This window comes from Bacillus sp. 007/AIA-02/001 (genome assembly GCF_004634455.1).
GTDB classification, from domain to species: Bacteria; Bacillota; Bacilli; order Bacillales; family Bacillaceae_G; genus Bacillus_A; species Bacillus_A cereus.
Window position 1 is genome coordinate 1 of record NZ_SEIY01000033.1, and the last position, 17,608, is coordinate 17,608.

Here is a 17,608-nt window from a genome sequence, read left to right on the forward strand (position 1 = left end):
TCGCTTTAGTTCTTCTGTATATTTTTGAAATGATTGTCCTTTTCTTGCCATAAAAAAATCCCCTCCAGATAAAACAGCATTGAGTCCATCATATCAGATGGACTCTTTTTTTACTGTCTACCTATAGGGGATAATACCAACCTTAGTATAACTGAGGTCTTTTTTTATGTATAAATGACTCTTATTTGTGGAAATACTAGATATATAAGTTGAAAAGATGTTAACTTACAAATTTGTAAGTTAGTTGTTAGAGAAATCGATGTTATGAGATTTTTCCCATTGGTAAAATAAAAGTATCAAAGGGGAGATAGGGAGGATGGAAGTAATGAAATCATTTCAAAATTTGTCATATAGTCAAGGGGTAAGCTTAATTTGTCTAGGGGGATTTGCTGCATCTGTTACGTTAGCTGTTTTAATAAAGGTGTTTCATCAAATCTTTTAATTTTATAGTAGGGAAGGAATTGGTTGTTATCATTAGTAGGAACAGCAATGAAAATAAAAAATAGCTCTTAGCATGTATGTAAATGCTAAGAGCTATTTTTATGCTTGTTATATGTTATTTAAGCTTGCTTTTGTTTTACTGACCCTGTATTTAAAGTAAGAGCAAGGAAGAACATTGCAAGTACGCAAGATGCAAGTAATAAGATGAATCCGCCATCCCATCCGAATGCATCTACGATAAAGCCCATAGCTGCACTAGCGAAAGCAGCTCCGCCTAAGTAACCGAAGAATCCAGTTAAGCCTGCTGCAGTTCCAGCAGCTTTCTTTGGTGCTAAGTCTAGAGCGTGTAGACCAATTAACATAACCGGTCCGTAAATTAAAAATCCAATTGCGACAAGTGCGATACTATCAACCATTGGATTACCAGGAGGGTTTAACCAGTAAACAAGAACTGCGATAAATACACCGACCATAAATAGAATACCAGCAGGTGCACGACGTCCTTTAAATAGTTTATCACTCATCCATCCGCAAAGAAGTGTACCTGGAATACCAGCCCATTCATATAGAGCGTAAGCAGTACGTGAGCTACTATGAGTAAAGCTTTTTTCTTCTACTAAATAAGTAGGAGCCCAGTCTACAACGCCGTAACGTACGAAATATACGAAAACGTTCGCAATAGCGATGTACCATAAAAACTTATTGTTTAATACGTATTTAAATAAAATTTCCTTTACTGAAAGCTCGCGTTCGCGGTCTTTTACTTTTTCATCTGGTGGATATTCTCCAGTATGTTCTTCAATAGAAGGTAGTCCACAAGATTGAGGCGTATCTTTCATCGTAATTAATACATAAATACCAACTAAAATTGAAAGAATACCTGGGAAGTAAAAAATACTTTTCCAGTCATCTGCGAAGAAGTATAAGCCTAATGTTACAAGTGAAGGCATAAGCGCTCCGCCAACATTATGAGCGACGTTCCAAATAGACATTTTTGTACCACGTTCGCTAATAGAGAACCAGTGAACCATCGTACGACCACAAGGAGGCCATCCCATACCTTGTACCCATCCATTTAAAAACTGAAGTACAAACATAAGTATAATGCTCGTTGTAATGAAAGAAAATGAGCCGAAAATAATATTAATGATACCTGATAAAAATAGCCCAGCTGCTAAAAAGTAGCGAGGATTACAACGATCGGATACGATACCCATAAGAAATTTACTTAATCCGTAAGCGATAGAAACTGCTGAAAGGATAACCCCAAGTTCCCCTTTACTAAAGCCTTGCTCGATTAAGTATGGCATTGCTAGTGAAAAGTTTTTTCGAACAAAGTAGTAACCTGCATAACCGATGAAGATACCTAAGAATACTTGTAAACGTAATTTACGGTATTCGCTATCAACGCGATCAGCTGGTAAGCGTTCCGCGTGGGGCGCAGGTTTAAATAATTGTGTGAAAAACATAAAATGAAAATCCTCCCCTAATTAATTCGAAGCGTTTTAAGACAGAGAACATAAAAAGGCCATGAAATATAAAAAAGTTTCCTTTTTTATGATTCATAGCCGTGTACTCCGTTTCTCCGTGACTGTCAATATTAACTTCGTCGAAAATTATACAACTTTGTGACAAAAATGTAAACGTTTTTATGAATAAAAGTATTGACGGATTTTGTTCGTGGGATTAATATTTAAATACATTAAATATTTTATTGTTTAAATAAGAGGTGGATAACATGCCAAATGATATGACGCATATCGATAAAATTCAAGCTCTTGCCTTTTCGATTGGAAAGAAAATGCAGACGGAGTTATTAGAACAAATGCAAGCGACAGGACTTACACCACCGCAGTTTTATATTTTAAAGATTTTAGATCATTATGGGGCTTCAAGAGCGACAACATTAGCGAAAAAGATGTATGTGAAGCCTAGCGCGATTACAGTGATGATTGATCGTCTAATCGATCAAGAACTTGTAGAACGCTATCACGACAAAGGTGACCGTCGCGTTGTCATCATCGAGTTAACAAAAAAGGGGAAAGCTAGAGTAGAAGAGGCAATGACAGCTCGTAACGAGCATATTGCAAAATACTTTTCACATTTAGAGTTGCAAGAAAGAGAAGATTTATTACGTCTCTTTGAGAAGTTAGAAACCATTATTTGCGGGACACAAGAGAAAAAAGAGAATAACTAAGAGGAATTGAGGAGATTACATGGAGCAACAAGAAAATCAAAATAGAAAGTTGTTGTTAATCGGTTTAGTAATCGCGATGCTATTTGCTGCATTAGATGGAACAATTGTTGGTACAGCAATGCCACGTATCGTCGGTGACCTAGGCGGATTAAGTTTAATGACATGGTTAACGACAGCTTATATGTTAACATCAACGACAGTTGTACCAATTGCAGGTAAATTAGCGGATTTACTTGGTCGTCGTAACGTATATATAACAGGGCTAGTTATTTTCATGATTGGTTCGGCGTTATGTGGCATGGCAAATGGTATGACAGAATTAATTATTTTCCGTGGTATTCAAGGTCTTGGTGGCGGTATTATGATGCCAATGGCTATGATTATTATTGGAGATATGTTCACGGGAAAAGAACGTGCGAAATGGCAAGGTATTTTTGGTGCGTTATACGGTCTTGCTTCTGTAATTGGACCGCAAGTTGGTGGTTGGATTGTAGATGCAGTGAACTGGAGATGGGTATTCTACATTAACTTACCGGTTGGTATTTTAGCAACAATCTTTATTGCAATGGGATTAAAATCGCATAAACAAACAGGACCAATTAAAATTGATATCGCTGGAATCTTTACGATGATTCTCGGTGTTGTAAGTTTATTACTTGCGCTAACGTTTGGCGGAAAAGATTATGCATGGGATTCTTGGCAAATTATCGGTTTATTTGCACTAGCTGTAATTGGTATCGTTAGCTTTGTTATCGTTGAAACGAAAGCTGAAGAGCCAATTTTACCAATGCATTTCTTTAAAAATCGCACATTTACAATACTGAATGCGATTGGATTCTTTATGAGTATTGGAATGTTCGGCGCGATTATGTTCGTACCATTCTTCATGCAAGGTATTGTAGGAGTAAGTGCTGCTGAATCAGGAACAATTATGACTCCAATGATGATTACAATGATTGTGATGAGTATTATCGGTGGGCAACTTGTATTAAAAGTTGGTGTAAAACCACAAATTATCGCAGGTATGCTTATTATGGCCGGTGGTTTTTGGTTATTAACAACGATGGATATGCACACAACGAAGCTTACAGCTACTTCTTATATGATGGTTATCGGTTTAGGAATGGGTCTTGTAATGCCGACATTAACATTAGCGTTACAAGAAAGCTTCCCGAAAAAAGACCTTGGTGTTGTAACATCATCAAGTCAGTTCTTCCGACAAATCGGTGGTACATTTGGTATTACAATTTTAGGATCAATTATGAATAACACTTCAGGTGCGACATTAACAAAGAATTTAGTACCTGTATTAGATACATTCCCGAAAGAAGCGGGACAAATGGTAACGAAATTTAAAGATATGATTCACACAGATCCACAAGGTTTATATTCAATGCTATTTAGCCCAGAGGCATTAAAACAAATGCCAGAAGCGTTCGCTAACAGTATTGTACCTATTTTGAAAAACTCTTTAGTAGACTCGCTTCATACTGTATTCTTAACAGGATTAGTATTTATCGTAGTAGGTGCCATCTTTACGATTTTCTTACAAAAAATTAAATTGTCAGATCGTAAAAAAGATGCTAAAGAGCCTGCTGTAGAAGAAAAAGAAAAAACTGTATCATACTCGTAATGAAGAAGCATCGCCTTATGGCGGTGCTTTTTTGAGTATAACCTTAAAAGCTTTTTAGTGAGAAATGATTGACGTATTTTTAGAAATACGTTATATTATTTTCTGTAAACGGTTACATGAAATGAGGAGAAAAGAGAATGAGTACGATCAAAGACGTTGCGAAATTAGCAGGAGTATCTGTTGCGACCGTTTCCAGAGTTCTAAATAAAAATGGATATGTTCACGAAGATACATTAAAAAAGGTAGAACGTGCAATTGAGATGTTAGATTATAAGCCTAGTACAGTAGCGCGTTCACTGTATAATAAAAAGTCTCGTTTAATTGGCTTAGTTGTTCCAAATATCGTGAATCCATTCTTTCCGGAAGTTGCACGTGCCGTAGAAGATGTAGCACATAAACAAGGTTACACAGTTGTCCTTTGTAACTCTGATGAAAGTTTAGAAAAAGAGAAACAATATATTGATGTGCTTAGACAAAATAATGTAGATGGATTTATTGTAGCAACGAATCCACAAAATAGTGTTAATTACATGAATTTATCTATTCCAATTGTTGCGATTGACCGTATGTTTAATGAGCGTATTCCTACTGTATATGCAGATAACTATGCAGGAAGTCAGGCTGCGACAAAGTTGTTACTAGATAAAGGATGTAAACATATTGCACATATTCGCGGTCCACGTGATGTGAGTACTGCAAATGAACGTTTTGAAGGTTTTGTAGACGTTATTACGCAAAATAATCTTTCGTATATGATTGCAGAGAGTACGTTTGATCCAGCAAATAGTGAGCGTGTAGCGATGGAATTATTAGAAGAATACCCGCATATTGATGGTATTGTTGCTGGGAATGATTTAATTGCGATTGGTATTGTAAAGGCTGCACTTCAAAAGGGGATTGTCATTCCAAATGATTTACAAATTATCGGATTTGATGGAATTTCTTTAACGGAAATGATGTATCCATCTATTACAACAGTTGCACAACCGATATATGAAATGGGGAAAATTGCAACAGAGTTGTTGTTAGAGCAAATGGAAGGAAATACATTAGAAGAGAAACACTATCGTTTGCCGATCGAAATTATAGAACGAAATACAACAAAGTAAGGAGATGAAACAGATGCCAAATATTGCAGTAGTAGGAAGCATTTCAATGGATTTAGTGGCTGTTTCAAAAAAACGGCCGAAAGCAGGAGAAACAGTAATTGGTGAAGCGTTTCATACAATCCCAGGAGGGAAAGGAGCAAACCAAGCAGTTGCTGCAGCTAGATTAGGAGCAAATGTAGCAATGGTTGGAGCGGTAGGAAATGATGATTATGGAACAGTAGTTAGAAAAAATCTAGAGAACGAACGCATTTTTATCGATTATGTGGTACCGGTTACAGATAGAACGACAGGAATTGCTCATATCGTTTTAGCAGAAGAAGATAACAGTATTGTTGTCGTACAAGGGGCAAATGCTCTTGTAAATAAGTCAGTTGTAGATCGCTCCAAAGACCTTCTTGTAAAAGCGGATATGGTTGTTCTTCAACTAGAAATTCCACTTGAAACAGTAAAATATGTATTGGCTATTTGTGAGGAACATAATATTCCTGTTATGTTGAATCCAGCGCCAGCACAAGTTTTATCAGAAGGAATTTTAGAAAAGGCGACTTATATTACGCCAAATGAACATGAGTGCCGCATCGTATTAGATGATTTTACATCACCAATTGAAGATTTATTGGCGAAGTATCCCAATAAATTATTGATGACAGAAGGTTCTAACGGTGTTCGTTTCCATAATGGCACGGAGATTGTACATGTTCCTAGCATTGCTGTGGATGTAGTGGATACAACTGGAGCTGGTGATACATTTAATGGTGCGTTAGCAGTTGCACTTTCTGAAGGAGAGACACTTCAAAAAGCAATTCGTTTCGCGAATATTGCTGGTGGTCTTTCTGTAACGAAACTTGGGGCGCAAGGCGGCATGCCAACGAGAGATAAAGTACGTGAAGTGCAGGTGATTGTTGGATGAAGAAACACGGCGTATTAAACAGTGAGATTGCATCAATCCTTGCTTTACTTGGGCATACGGATACGATTGTAATTGCTGATTGCGGTTTACCAATTCCTGACGGAGTAAAAAGAATTGATTTAGCTGTTGAAATTGGAAAACCTAGCTTTTTAGATGTATTGCAAGTGGTAGCTGATGATATGGCAATCGAAAAAGTGACGTTAGCAGAAGAAGTTATTATAAATAATGCGGAAGTAAATAAAGAAATAGAGCAGAAATTAATAGAGCCAGCATTTGAGTATGTATCTCATGAGCAATTTAAAGAGCATACAAAGAAAGCGAAGGCGATTATTCGTACAGGCGAGGCTACGCCTTATGCAAATGTAATTTTACATGCAGGCGTGATTTTTTAATAAAGGGAAGTGATGGGAATGCATATTGAAATGAAAAACATTTCAAAGGCGTTCAATGGAAATCCTGTTTTGAAGAATGCACAGTTTATGATTGAAACAGGAGAAGTCCATGCATTGATGGGGGAAAATGGAGCGGGTAAATCAACGCTCATGAAGATTTTAACAGGTGTATACAAAAAAGATGGTGGGACAATCACGATCGATGGGCAAGAGCGCACCTTTAAAAATGCGAAAGAAGCTGAAGAGTACGGCATCGCATTTATACATCAAGAACTAAACATATTGCCGAATTTAACAGTAGCTGAAAATATGTTTCTCGGCAAAGAGTTAATGTATGGGAAAACAGGTATTTTACGCACTCGACAAATGAACGCGATTGCGCAGCAGCAACTAGCGGAGTTAGGGTTGCATGTAAGAGGCGCTATGTTAGCAGAGGAATTATCGGTTGGACAACAGCAAATTATCGAAATTGCGAAAGCATTAATGACAAACGCGAGCGTTATTATTATGGATGAACCTACTGCGGCACTGACGGATCGTGAAATCGAAACGCTCTTTACAGTAATCAATAAGTTACGTAAAGAAGGTGTTTCATTCGTGTACATTTCGCATCGTATGGAAGAGATTTTCTCAATATGTGATGCTATTACGATTTTGCGTGATGGAGAATTCGTCGGAAAGAGATTAATTCCAGAAACATCATTTGATGAAGTAGTGAGTATGATGGTGGGGCGCAGCATTGGTGAACGTTACCCAGAGCGAAATAGTCAAATTGGTGATGTCATTTTTGAAATGCGTAACGGAACGAAGAAAGGGAAATTTGAAAATGTTTCGTTTCAAGTGAGGAAAGGTGAAATCCTTGGTGTAGCTGGTTTGATGGGGGCTGGTCGCACTGATATTATGAAAGCGATATTTGGTTATGAACCTTTAGACTCTGGACAAATTTTTATAAATGGACAAGAAGTAAAGATTGATAGTCCAATAGATGCAATTAGACAAAGAATTGCTTTCATTACAGAAGATAGAAAGTCTGAAGGATTAGTGTTAGATTTTTCAATTCGAGAAAATTTAGCTTTACCAAATTTAGAAAGTCTTTCAAAGGGAAGTGTTCTAAGCAACGAGCTAGAACAACAGTTTACGGCGGATATGATGAAACTTCTTAATGTGAAAGCATCTAGCGGAGAGCAGGCAGTGAAATCTCTTTCTGGTGGAAATCAGCAAAAGGTTGTAATCGCAAAATGGCTAGGCATTCATCCGCAGTTACTCATTTTAGATGAACCAACAAGGGGTGTTGATGTTGGAGCGAAAAAAGAAATTTACTCTATTATGAATAAGCTTACGGAGCAAGGAGATGCCGTTATTATGGTATCATCTGAGCTTCCAGAAGTTTTAGGGATGAGTGATCGTGTTCTTGTTATTCATGAAGGAAAAGTAGGCGGAATTTTAGGGAAAGATGAGGCATCACAAGAGTCTATTATGGCACTAGCTACAGGGGGAGAGTAAGGATGACTAAGAAGGGGAATGTATTACAACAACTCGGTTCTTTAATCGGTTTAGTATTAATTATCGTCGTAATTACAGCTTTAAATCCAGCGTTTATTGAAATTCCAAATTTATTTAATATACTGCGTCAAGTATCGATTAATGCGCTTATTGCATTCGGAATGACCTTCGTAATTTTAACAGGGGGTATTGACTTATCGGTAGGTTCTATTTTAGCATTATCAAGTGCACTTGTTGCTGGAATGATGGCAAGTGGCATGGATCCGTTCCTTGCAATGGCAGTTGGATTATTAGCAGGTCTTGTAATGGGAATTGTAAACGGTATCATCATTGCGAAAGGAAAAGTAGCTCCATTTATTGCAACTTTGGCAACAATGACTATTTTTCGTGGGTTGACGCTTGTTTATATGGACGGACGTCCGATCACTGGTCTTGGTGATCATTTAATGTTCCAAATGTTTGGCCGCGGTTATTTTCTTGGTATTCCGGTACCAGCTGTTACAATGATGATCGCTTTCGCAGTACTGTACTTCATTTTGAAGAAAACGACATTTGGTCGCCGTACATTTGCAATTGGTGGAAATGAAGAAGCAGCAGCACTATCAGGTATTAATGTTACGAGAATTAAAGTAATGATTTACGGTCTTTCCGGAATTTTGGCAGCGCTTGCAGGTATTGTCTTAACATCACGATTAGATTCTGCACAGCCGACTGCAGGTACTTCTTATGAATTAGATGCAATTGCAGCAGTTGTATTAGGTGGAACAAGTCTTTCTGGGGGAAGAGGATGGATTGTTGGTACATTCATCGGTGTACTTATTATCGGTGTATTAAATAACGGTTTAAATTTATTAGGTGTATCTTCTTTCTTCCAACAAGTTGTAAAAGGACTTGTAATCTTACTAGCTGTATTAATTGATCGCAGAAAAGAAGCGTAATGGAGGGACAGTTCATGAAGAAATGGTTACTTATACTCGTTGCATGTATTATGGTCATTACTGCTGGTTGTTCAATGGAACCGCCAGAATGGGCAAAGGATTCTAGCGATAAAGGTCGAAATAAAACTATTAAAGTTGGATTCTCTGTTTCAACTTTAAATAATCCCTTTTTTGTAACTTTGAAAAAGGGTGCAGAAAAGAAAGCGAAAGATAGTGGCATCGAATTAATTGCTGTTGATGCACAAAATGATGCAGCAAAGCAAACGAACGATGTTGAAGATTTAATTCAAAAGGGTGTCGATGTAGTTGTTATTAATCCGACCGATTCAGATGCTGTTGCTTCAGCAGTAAGTGCGGCGAATGCAGCAAATGTTCCTGTTATTACAGTAGACCGCGTTGCGAATTCAGGTAAGGTTGTTTCTCACATTGCTTCTAACAATATTGAAGGTGGTCAAATGGCTAGTGATTACATTCGGGAATTAGTTGGCGAAGGAGCAAACGTTGCTGAGTTAGAAGGAATCCCTGGATCTTCCGCTGCTCGTGAACGTGGGAAAGGATTCCATAACGTAGCCGATAAGTCTTTAAAAGTAGTTGCAAAACAAGCGGCTGATTTTGATAGAGCGAAAGGATTATCTGTTATGGAAAACATTTTGCAAGCAAATGGTGATATTAAAGCCGTGTTTGCGCATAACGATGAGATGGCATTAGGTGCACTTGAAGCATTGAAGTCTGCTGGAAAAACAGATGTAGTCGTTGTTGGATTTGATGCAACAGACGATGCAGTGAAAGCGGTTAACGATGGGCGTATGGCTGCAACAGTTGCTCAAAAACCGGAATTAATCGGGGAGAAGGCGATGCAAACAGCAAAAGAGATAACACAAGGTAAAAAAGTGGACAAATCTATTCCGATTGAATTAGAGCTTATTAAGAAAAATAAATAAATATAAAATGAAAATTAGGAAGGAAGAACAACAAATGAAATTCTTTATTGATACAGCAAACGTTAACGAAATTAAAGAGGCAAATGAATTAGGTGTATTAGCTGGAGTAACGACAAATCCATCACTTGTAGCAAAAGAAGGCGTAGACTTCCACGAACGCATTCGTGAAATTTGCAACGTTGTAGAAGGACCTGTAAGTGCAGAAGTAATTAGCTTAGAAGCTGATAAGATGATTGAAGAAGGAAAAGAACTAGCGAAGATTGCTCCAAACGTTGTAGTAAAAGTTCCAATGACAACAGAAGGTTTAAAAGCAGTAAAAGCGTTCTCTGATTTAGGAATTCGTACAAACGTTACATTAGTGTTCTCAGCAGTTCAAGCATTACTTGCAGCTCGTGCTGGTGCAACATACGTTTCACCATTCTTAGGTCGCTTAGACGATATCGGTCATAACGGTATGGACTTAATTCGTCAAATCGCAGAAATCTTTGCAATTCATGGCATCGAAACAGAAATCATTGCAGCATCTGTACGTCACAGTGTTCACGTAACTGACGCAGCATTAAACGGTGCACATATTGCAACAATCCCAGCAAACGTAATTGCTTCATTAGTGAAGCACCCATTAACAGATCAAGGAATTGAGAAATTCTTAGCTGATTGGGAAAAAACACAAGAGAAATAATAGAAAAGCAAGAATCCTAGTTTAATTGACTAGGATTCTTTTTTTTTATTTAAAAGAATTTTCATGCAATTTTGCATATTGTCTTTTAAATTTGTTATATAAGATATTTAATATATATCACATAACTCTTTATTTTTCATATTTCGACATAAAGTGAAACTTTAATCAGTGGGGGCTTTGTTCATCCCCCCACTGATTATTAATTGAACCAAGGGATAAAAAGATAGAGGGTCTGACCAGAAAACTGGAGGGCATGATTCTATAACAAAAAGCTTAATGTTTATAGAATTATGTCTTTTTATATAGGGAGGGTAGTAAACAGAGATTTCGACAAAAACGCACCGATTTATCTGAATTTTAAGTTTTATAAAAGGGGAGAAATGGAATGAGAAGAAAAGCACCATTTAAAGTGTTGTCATCATTAGCAATTGCGGCAATTATCGGATGTACATCTGTAATGAGTGCTCCGTTAGCATATGCAGAAACGGCAGCAAAAAAGAAAGATAATGTATCTACAACACCAATTGATTACAATTTAATTCAAGAAGATCGTTTAGCGGAAGCACTGAAAGAAAGAGGAACAATTAATCCATCATCTTCTAAAGAAGAGACGAAAAAAGCTGTTGAGCAATATATTGAAAAGAAACAAGGAGATCAGGCGAATAAAGAAATTCTTCCAGATGCTCACTCACAAGAAACGTCTGATTTCACAAAAAAAGTAAAAGAGAAAAAGATGGAAGAAAAGGAAAATGTAAAAAAGGCTGAAAAAAATGTTAGCCTTGAGCAAAAGCCAGAACCAAATAAAAATCAATTGAATGGGCAAGTTCCAACTTCAAAAGCAAAGCAAGCTCCATATAAGGGATCTGTTCGATCAGATAAAGTATTAGTGCTACTCGTTGAATTTAGTGATTATAAACATAATAATATTGATCAAACACCAGGTTATATGTATTCGAAAGACTTTAGTAGAGAACATTATCAAAAGATGTTGTTCGGTAATGAGCCGTATACTTTATTTGATGGTTCAAAAGTAAAAACGTTTAAACAATACTATGAAGAGCAGTCTGGTGGTAGTTATACGACAGATGGATATGTAACGGAGTGGCTAACTGTTCCAGGAAAAGCATCTGATTATGGAGCTGATGGTAGCAGTGGGCACGATAATAAAGGTCCGAAAGGTGCACGTGATTTAGTGAAAGAAGCTTTGCATGCAGCTGCTGAGAAAGGACTAGATTTATCCCAGTTTGATCAATTTGATAGATATGATACAAACGGGGACGGGAATCAAAATGAACCTGACGGTGTAATTGATCATTTAATGGTAATCCATGCTGGTGTTGGTCAAGAAGCTGGTGGCGGTAAATTAGGTGATGATGCGATCTGGTCACATCGTTCAAAATTAGCAGTAGATCCAGTAGCGATTGAAGGTACGAAATCAAAGGTAGATTACTTTGGTGGTAAAGTAGCAGCACATGATTACACAATTGAACCAGAAGATGGAGCTGTAGGTGTGTTTGCACATGAATTTGGACATGATCTTGGATTACCAGATGAATATGACACGAAATATACTGGAAATGGTTCACCAGTCGAAGCTTGGTCATTAATGAGTGGAGGTAGTTGGACAGGGAAAATCGCAGGAACAGAGCCGACTAGTTTTTCACCACAAAATAAAGACTTCTTACAAAAGAATATGGGTGGCAACTGGGCAAAAATATTAGAAGTAGATTACGATAAAATTAAGAGTGGTGTGGGAGTTCCTACCTATATTGATCAAAGTGTTACGAAATCAAATCGTCCAGGCGTTGTACGTGTTAACTTACCAGGTAAAAGTGTTGAAACGATTAAACCGGAGTTTGGAAAGCATGCATATTATAGTACAAGAGGCGATGATATGCATACAACGTTAGAGACACCATTCTTTGATTTAACAAAGGGAACAAATGCAAAATTCGATTATAAAGCAAATTATGAGTTAGAAGCAGAGTGCGATTTCGTCGAAGTACATGCAGTAACAGAAGATGGAACGAAGACGTTAATTGATAGACTTGGAGAAAAAGTAGTCCAAGGAGATAAAGATACAACAGATGGGAAATGGATTGATAAATCATATGATTTAAGTCAATTTAAAGGCAAAAAAGTGAAACTACAATTCGACTATATTACAGATCCGGCTGTAACATATAAAGGTTTTGCGATGGATAATGTAAATGTAACTGTTGATGGACAAGTTGTATTTTCTGATGATGCAGAAGGACAGTCTAAAATGAATTTAAATGGTTTTGTTGTTTCTGATGGGACAGAGAAGAAAGCTCATTACTACTACTTAGAATGGAGAAACTATGCGGGATCAGATAATGGATTAAAAGCAGGAAAAGGTCCAGTGTATAATACAGGTCTTGTCGTTTGGTATGCAGATGATAGTTTTAAAGATAACTGGGTTGGGATGCATCCAGGTGAAGGATTCCTTGGTGTTGTTGACTCTCATCCAGAAGCGCTAGTTGGTAATTTAAACGGGAAACCAGCATACGGTAATACGGGCATGCAAATTGCAGATGCTGCATTTTCATTTGATAAAACACCAGCATGGAGTGTAAATTCATTAACACGTGGTCAGTTTAACTATTCTGGATTACAAGGTGTTACAACTTTTGATGATTCAAAAGTATATAGTAACAAGCAAATTGCAGACGCAGGAAGAAAAGTTCCAAACCTTGGACTTAAATTCCAAGTTGTTGGACAGGCAGAAGATAAATCGGCAGGTGCTGTTTGGATTAAACGTTAATAACATAAAAGCACATTCTTCATATGAAGAGTGTGCTTTTTAATTTGTACAGTAAGTTATTATTTTAGTTTATGTAATACAAGTTTTTATTCATGTGTAGTGTATCAAATTATGTGGGGAAAGGAAATATTTCCGAGGAAATTGTCGAAGTATCGTCGGTATTTATACACCTTTTTTGTAAAAGAAGAAATGTAGTATTGCCTTTACGGTTTAATTTATTTACATTGTTACTTGGTTACACACAAAAGTAATATATTCGGCAGTAAAAGAGCGCTATTGGATAGTGTTCTTTTTGTAGATAGAAAGGAGTTGAGTTAAATGAAAGAAATAATTGAATGTCCACAGTGTGAAGGAGAGATTACTGCGCAACATATTATTGATCTCCCGCATCCTTTTTCATTCAGATGTCCACACTGCAAGGTGAGGTTAAAAGAAATGAGAATCACACCGTGCTTAATATTAGCAGCAATTTGTATCATTCCACTGTTTATTATAATTGGAGAGAGTATTAAGGAATTACTAGTAAAATATTTTTCTATTATAGATGATGTACCAACTGTACTTATTTTCTTCTTATTTTGTTATCCATTGTATTATTTCTATGAAAAATATAATGCTATATTGTTTATTAAATACGGCTTATTGAAAGTTAAAAGTTGAATTGAATAGGAGATTATCATAATGCTTTGGAAAATATATTTAGTTATTGTAGCAATGTTAGCTATTATTTCGTTAGTAAGGGGCATGTTTCAAACACCAATTCAAAAGTTTGACTTTGTAGTTTCTATTATTACGTGGATAGGGCTCTTTGGTTTTGTATTTGATGTACAAATATTAACCTCAATTGTTTGGAAATGTATCTTCTTGTTTAGCGTCATTTGGACTTTAACTGCAGTTTTTGTTTTTCGTTTATATGAAGAGCGAGATGAGCCGTTACCTTTTATATTTAAATTAATTGGCATTATTCCAACGCTTCCATTATATTACGGATTATATCAATATGCATTTTAAAAAAGACAACGATGGATTATCCCATCATTGTCTTTTTTACTTTGCTTCTTACATAAATCATCCCAGCAAATGTTAATAAAAATGCTGTCCCGATAATGAAGCTGACGCTAGGTGATGCTCCGATTGCACCGACTGTAAAGGAGCCAGCAACAACTCCTAATGAGAAGAAGGCATAAAATAATCCGAATGCCTTTCCACGATTATCGTCTGTAGTATTTTCAACGAGTAAAGCGTTAATAGACGGGAAGAGGATTGCGAATCCAATTCCATAAATCATCATTACGATAAAGAGCATACCTTTTGTAGCAAATAATCCGAGTAAAGATAATGCGAATGCCATAACTGCAATTCCGATTAGCATTAGTTTCGAACGATTAAATCGATCGTAAATACGATTTGTTGGAAGCAAGAAGAAGAGGATAGCAGTTATACCAAATACACTTAACATCATGCCTGTTGTGGATGCTTTAAGCGCTAATGCCTCAACTTTTACTGGTAACATATAAGTGACAATTCCTTGTGAAAACATTAATGTGAAAGCACCAATATATGCTTGTAATAACGGTTCTGATTTTAAAAGTTCAACCATATCTTCTTTGTTCATCATTTGCGTTCTTGATGTATCTTTTCTTGATACGTTATTTGGTAAGAAGAATAGAGATACGATCGTACCAAGAGCCATTAAAATAGAAATAGTAATGAAGACCCATTCTACGCCAGCTGTTGCTTTCATAATACCGCTGAAAGCAGGTCCTACGATTGCCGCTGTTCCAACAGCAGCACCAGATAGAGCCATTGCTTTTCCTTGTTTTTTTGCAGTTGTTTGTTTTGATAAAAATGTAAAGGCAGCAGGAATTAAAAAGCCATCACTAAATCCATGCATAAAGCGAACAACTAATAGTTGTTCACCACTTTGAACAACGGTGTATAACAAGACTATGAAACTCGTAATTCCCATGCTTATATAAAGGATTTTTTTTGCACCAAATTTATCGACAGCTGCTCCAGCAATAATATTACCGATCATATTAGCGAATGAGTACATACCGACAACTAGCCCGATAATAAGAGGGGTTCCTCCAAGGCTTTGAGCGAAAGTACTCATAATAGGTAATTGTGAAAATGTATCTAAAAATGCCACGATAACGATAAAGTAAATAAAATATTTCAAGCGATATTCACCTCTCCTATGCTATTATGGCATAATGCTAATTTCACCTGCAATGAAATTGAATTAACAGATGTGGAAAAAAGTACAAAGTGACAAAATATTGAACGTTATTTGTAAAAAATTAGTAGAGATGCGATTGTTTTTTTGAAATATATGGATAGAAGTATTATAATAGAATTGTAAACTTCACCAGGTTAAGTATATACATAGAGAGGGATGTATAAAATGAAAGCACTACTTTGGCATAATCAACGTGATGTACGAGTAGAAGAAGTACCAGAACCAACAGTAAAACCAGGAACAGTGAAAATCAAAGTTAAATGGTGTGGTATTTGTGGGACAGACTTGCATGAATATTTAGCAGGGCCTATTTTTATTCCAACAGAAGAACATCTATTAACACATGTGAAAGCACCTGTTATTTTAGGTCATGAGTTTAGTGGTGAGGTAATAGAGATTGGTGAAGGAGTTACATCTCATAAAGTGGGAGACCGCGTTGTTGTAGAACCAATTTATTCTTGTGGTAAATGTGAAGCTTGTAAACATGGACATTACAATGTTTGTGAACAACTTGTTTTCCACGGTCTTGGCGGAGAAGGCGGCGGTTTCTCTGAATATACAGTAGTACCAGAAGATATGGTTCATCACATTCCAGATGAAATGACGTATGAACAAGGTGCGCTTGTAGAACCAGCAGCAGTAGCAGTTCATGCAGTACGTCAAAGTAAATTAAAAGAAGGGGAAGCTGTAGCAGTATTTGGTTGCGGTCCAATTGGACTTCTTGTTATCCAAGCAGCTAAAGCAGCAGGAGCGACTCCTGTTATTGCAGTTGAACTTTCTAAAGAACGTCAAGAGTTAGCGAAATTAGCAGGTGCGGATTATGTATTAAATCCAGCAACTCAAGATGTGTTAGCTGAAATCCGTAACTTAACAAATGGTTTAGGTGTAAATGTTAGCTTTGAAGTAACAGGTGTTGAAGTTGTACTACGACAAGCGATTGAAAGTACAAGCTTCGAAGGACAAACTGTAATTGTTAGTGTATGGGAAAAAGACGCAACAATTACTCCAAATAACTTAGTATTAAAAGAAAAAGAAGTTATTGGTATTTTAGGATACCGTCACATCTTCCCAGCTGTTATTAAATTAATTAGCTCTGGTCAAATTCAAGCAGAGAAATTAATTACGAAAAAAATTACAGTCGATCAAGTTGTTGAAGAAGGATTTGAAGCACTTGTAAAAGATAAAACACAAGTGAAAATTCTTGTTTCACCTAAATAAGATAGAATCGAATAGAGTAGCCCTTTTCTAGAAATAGAAGAGGGCTACTTTTTTTCTATACTGAAAGGTGATAGACTTTCCTTTGACTAAATGTATTTTTGTTTGGAAGGGAGAATCTAATGCTTTCATTTTTGTTAACTTTAAAGCGAATGTTAAGAGCCTGTTTACGAGCGTGGAAAGATAAAGAATTTCAAGTATTATTCGTATTAACAATTTTGACTTTAATATCGGGTACGATTTTTTATAGTACAGTTGAAGAATTACGTCCTATTGACGCTTTATATTTTAGTGTGGTCACGTTGACGACTGTCGGTGATGGGAATTTTAGTCCGCAAACTGATTTCGGAAAGATATTTACAATCTTATACATATTTATTGGGATTGGATTAGTGTTTGGATTTATTCATAAGTTAGCAGTTAATGTACAATTGCCAAGTATATTATCGAATAGAAAAAAAGAGTAAAGCGTTCAGATGGTTGGTATTATCCCCTATAGGTAGACAGTAAAAAAAGAGTCCATCTGATATGATGGACTCAATACTGTTTTATCTGGAGGGGATTTTTTTATGGCAAGAAAAGGACAATCATTTCAAAAATATACAGAAGAACTAAAGCGA

The 17,608-nt window shown here is 36.5% G+C and carries 17 protein-coding genes; 15 read left to right on the plus strand and 2 right to left on the minus strand.

What is annotated here, in order from left to right; genetic code table 11:
* Window positions 1–325 precede the first annotated feature (325 nt).
* Window positions 326–442, plus strand: coding sequence for a DUF4027 family protein (locus tag ES895_RS28475; RefSeq protein WP_000834733.1), 117 nt, complete (start codon window positions 326–328; stop codon window positions 440–442).
* 118 nt (window positions 443–560) lie between these two features.
* On the opposite strand, the gene glpT is transcribed toward ES895_RS28475, so the two are convergent.
* A complete protein-coding gene (glpT, locus tag ES895_RS28480) occupies window positions 561–1,910 on the minus strand; it encodes a glycerol-3-phosphate transporter (RefSeq protein WP_000466384.1) in 1,350 nt (449 codons plus the stop codon).
* 269 nt (window positions 1,911–2,179) lie between these two features.
* Here glpT and ES895_RS28485 point away from each other — a divergent pair, with 269 nt between their 5' ends.
* The 12 genes from ES895_RS28485 to ES895_RS28540 all read left to right on the plus strand — a co-directional run bounded on the left by ES895_RS28485 (window position 2,180) and on the right by ES895_RS28540 (window position 14,542).
* A complete protein-coding gene (locus ES895_RS28485) occupies window positions 2,180–2,638 on the plus strand; it encodes a MarR family winged helix-turn-helix transcriptional regulator (RefSeq protein ID WP_061655597.1) in 459 nt (152 codons plus the stop codon).
* Between the two features lie 19 nt (window positions 2,639–2,657).
* Entirely contained in the window at window positions 2,658–4,271 is a 1,614-nt protein-coding gene (locus ES895_RS28490) for an MDR family MFS transporter (protein ID WP_000437645.1), read from the plus strand.
* A 137-nt stretch (window positions 4,272–4,408) separates the two neighbouring features.
* Window positions 4,409–5,380, plus strand: coding sequence for a ribose operon transcriptional repressor RbsR (rbsR, locus tag ES895_RS28495; protein WP_000104034.1), 972 nt, complete (start codon window positions 4,409–4,411; stop codon window positions 5,378–5,380).
* A 13-nt stretch (window positions 5,381–5,393) separates the two neighbouring features.
* Window positions 5,394–6,290 (plus strand): ribokinase, encoded by an 897-nt coding sequence (rbsK, locus tag ES895_RS28500; protein ID WP_001132867.1) that lies wholly within the window; start codon window positions 5,394–5,396, stop codon window positions 6,288–6,290.
* Entirely contained in the window at window positions 6,287–6,682 is a 396-nt protein-coding gene (gene rbsD / locus ES895_RS28505) for a D-ribose pyranase (protein ID WP_000716154.1), read from the plus strand. The genes rbsK and rbsD overlap by 4 nt, the downstream gene beginning before the upstream one ends.
* Before the next feature lie 18 nt (window positions 6,683–6,700).
* Entirely contained in the window at window positions 6,701–8,185 is a 1,485-nt protein-coding gene (rbsA, locus tag ES895_RS28510; RefSeq protein WP_002100767.1) for a ribose ABC transporter ATP-binding protein RbsA, read from the plus strand.
* A gap of 2 nt (window positions 8,186–8,187) precedes the next feature.
* On the plus strand, window positions 8,188–9,123 hold the full coding sequence (locus tag ES895_RS28515) for an ABC transporter permease subunit (RefSeq protein ID WP_000162129.1): 936 nt from the start codon (window positions 8,188–8,190) through the stop codon (window positions 9,121–9,123).
* A gap of 14 nt (window positions 9,124–9,137) precedes the next feature.
* Window positions 9,138–10,064 carry a ribose ABC transporter substrate-binding protein RbsB gene (gene rbsB / locus ES895_RS28520; RefSeq protein WP_000758974.1) on the plus strand — a complete coding sequence of 309 codons (927 nt, stop codon included), beginning with the start codon at window positions 9,138–9,140 and terminating at the stop codon, window positions 10,062–10,064.
* A gap of 34 nt (window positions 10,065–10,098) precedes the next feature.
* Window positions 10,099–10,746 carry a fructose-6-phosphate aldolase gene (gene fsa, locus ES895_RS28525; protein WP_000667698.1) on the plus strand — a complete coding sequence of 216 codons (648 nt, stop codon included), beginning with the start codon at window positions 10,099–10,101 and terminating at the stop codon, window positions 10,744–10,746.
* Between the two features lie 385 nt (window positions 10,747–11,131).
* On the plus strand, window positions 11,132–13,531 hold the full coding sequence (inhA2, locus tag ES895_RS28530; RefSeq protein WP_001252962.1) for a M6 family metalloprotease immune inhibitor InhA2: 2,400 nt from the start codon (window positions 11,132–11,134) through the stop codon (window positions 13,529–13,531).
* Between the two features lie 318 nt (window positions 13,532–13,849).
* The gene (locus tag ES895_RS28535; RefSeq protein WP_000658667.1) at window positions 13,850–14,191 is read left to right on the plus strand and encodes a hypothetical protein; all 342 of its coding nucleotides are present in this window, start codon (window positions 13,850–13,852) and stop codon (window positions 14,189–14,191) included.
* Between the two features lie 21 nt (window positions 14,192–14,212).
* On the plus strand, window positions 14,213–14,542 hold the full coding sequence (locus ES895_RS28540; protein ID WP_000964469.1) for a hypothetical protein: 330 nt from the start codon (window positions 14,213–14,215) through the stop codon (window positions 14,540–14,542).
* Between the two features lie 16 nt (window positions 14,543–14,558).
* On the opposite strand, the gene ES895_RS28545 is transcribed toward ES895_RS28540, so the two are convergent.
* The gene (locus ES895_RS28545; RefSeq protein ID WP_097796840.1) at window positions 14,559–15,713 is read right to left on the minus strand and encodes an MFS transporter; all 1,155 of its coding nucleotides are present in this window, start codon (window positions 15,711–15,713) and stop codon (window positions 14,559–14,561) included.
* A gap of 225 nt (window positions 15,714–15,938) precedes the next feature.
* Here ES895_RS28545 and bdhA point away from each other — a divergent pair, with 225 nt between their 5' ends.
* Window positions 15,939–16,991: a (R,R)-butanediol dehydrogenase gene (gene bdhA, locus ES895_RS28550; RefSeq protein ID WP_135238856.1), complete on the plus strand. Its 1,053-nt coding sequence runs from the start codon at window positions 15,939–15,941 to the stop codon at window positions 16,989–16,991.
* Between the two features lie 119 nt (window positions 16,992–17,110).
* Window positions 17,111–17,455: a potassium channel family protein gene (locus tag ES895_RS28555; protein ID WP_000948209.1), complete on the plus strand. Its 345-nt coding sequence runs from the start codon at window positions 17,111–17,113 to the stop codon at window positions 17,453–17,455.
* Window positions 17,456–17,608 lie beyond the last annotated feature (153 nt).

What these genes read in the sequence shown, in the direction of transcription:
- ES895_RS28475 (WP_000834733.1), top strand. Translation starts at nt 326, where the DNA reads ATGAAATCATTTCAAAATTTGTCATATAGTCAAGGGGTAAGCTTAATT.
- glpT (WP_000466384.1), bottom strand. Translation starts at nt 1,910, where the DNA reads ATGTTTTTCACACAATTATTTAAACCTGCGCCCCACGCGGAACGCTTA.
- ES895_RS28485 (WP_061655597.1), top strand. Translation starts at nt 2,180, where the DNA reads ATGCCAAATGATATGACGCATATCGATAAAATTCAAGCTCTTGCCTTT.
- ES895_RS28490 (WP_000437645.1), top strand. Translation starts at nt 2,658, where the DNA reads ATGGAGCAACAAGAAAATCAAAATAGAAAGTTGTTGTTAATCGGTTTA.
- rbsR (WP_000104034.1), top strand. Translation starts at nt 4,409, where the DNA reads ATGAGTACGATCAAAGACGTTGCGAAATTAGCAGGAGTATCTGTTGCG.
- rbsK (WP_001132867.1), top strand. Translation starts at nt 5,394, where the DNA reads ATGCCAAATATTGCAGTAGTAGGAAGCATTTCAATGGATTTAGTGGCT.
- rbsD (WP_000716154.1), top strand. Translation starts at nt 6,287, where the DNA reads ATGAAGAAACACGGCGTATTAAACAGTGAGATTGCATCAATCCTTGCT.
- rbsA (WP_002100767.1), top strand. Translation starts at nt 6,701, where the DNA reads ATGCATATTGAAATGAAAAACATTTCAAAGGCGTTCAATGGAAATCCT.
- ES895_RS28515 (WP_000162129.1), top strand. Translation starts at nt 8,188, where the DNA reads ATGACTAAGAAGGGGAATGTATTACAACAACTCGGTTCTTTAATCGGT.
- rbsB (WP_000758974.1), top strand. Translation starts at nt 9,138, where the DNA reads ATGAAGAAATGGTTACTTATACTCGTTGCATGTATTATGGTCATTACT.
- fsa (WP_000667698.1), top strand. Translation starts at nt 10,099, where the DNA reads ATGAAATTCTTTATTGATACAGCAAACGTTAACGAAATTAAAGAGGCA.
- inhA2 (WP_001252962.1), top strand. Translation starts at nt 11,132, where the DNA reads ATGAGAAGAAAAGCACCATTTAAAGTGTTGTCATCATTAGCAATTGCG.
- ES895_RS28535 (WP_000658667.1), top strand. Translation starts at nt 13,850, where the DNA reads ATGAAAGAAATAATTGAATGTCCACAGTGTGAAGGAGAGATTACTGCG.
- ES895_RS28540 (WP_000964469.1), top strand. Translation starts at nt 14,213, where the DNA reads ATGCTTTGGAAAATATATTTAGTTATTGTAGCAATGTTAGCTATTATT.
- bdhA (WP_135238856.1), top strand. Translation starts at nt 15,939, where the DNA reads ATGAAAGCACTACTTTGGCATAATCAACGTGATGTACGAGTAGAAGAA.
- ES895_RS28555 (WP_000948209.1), top strand. Translation starts at nt 17,111, where the DNA reads ATGCTTTCATTTTTGTTAACTTTAAAGCGAATGTTAAGAGCCTGTTTA.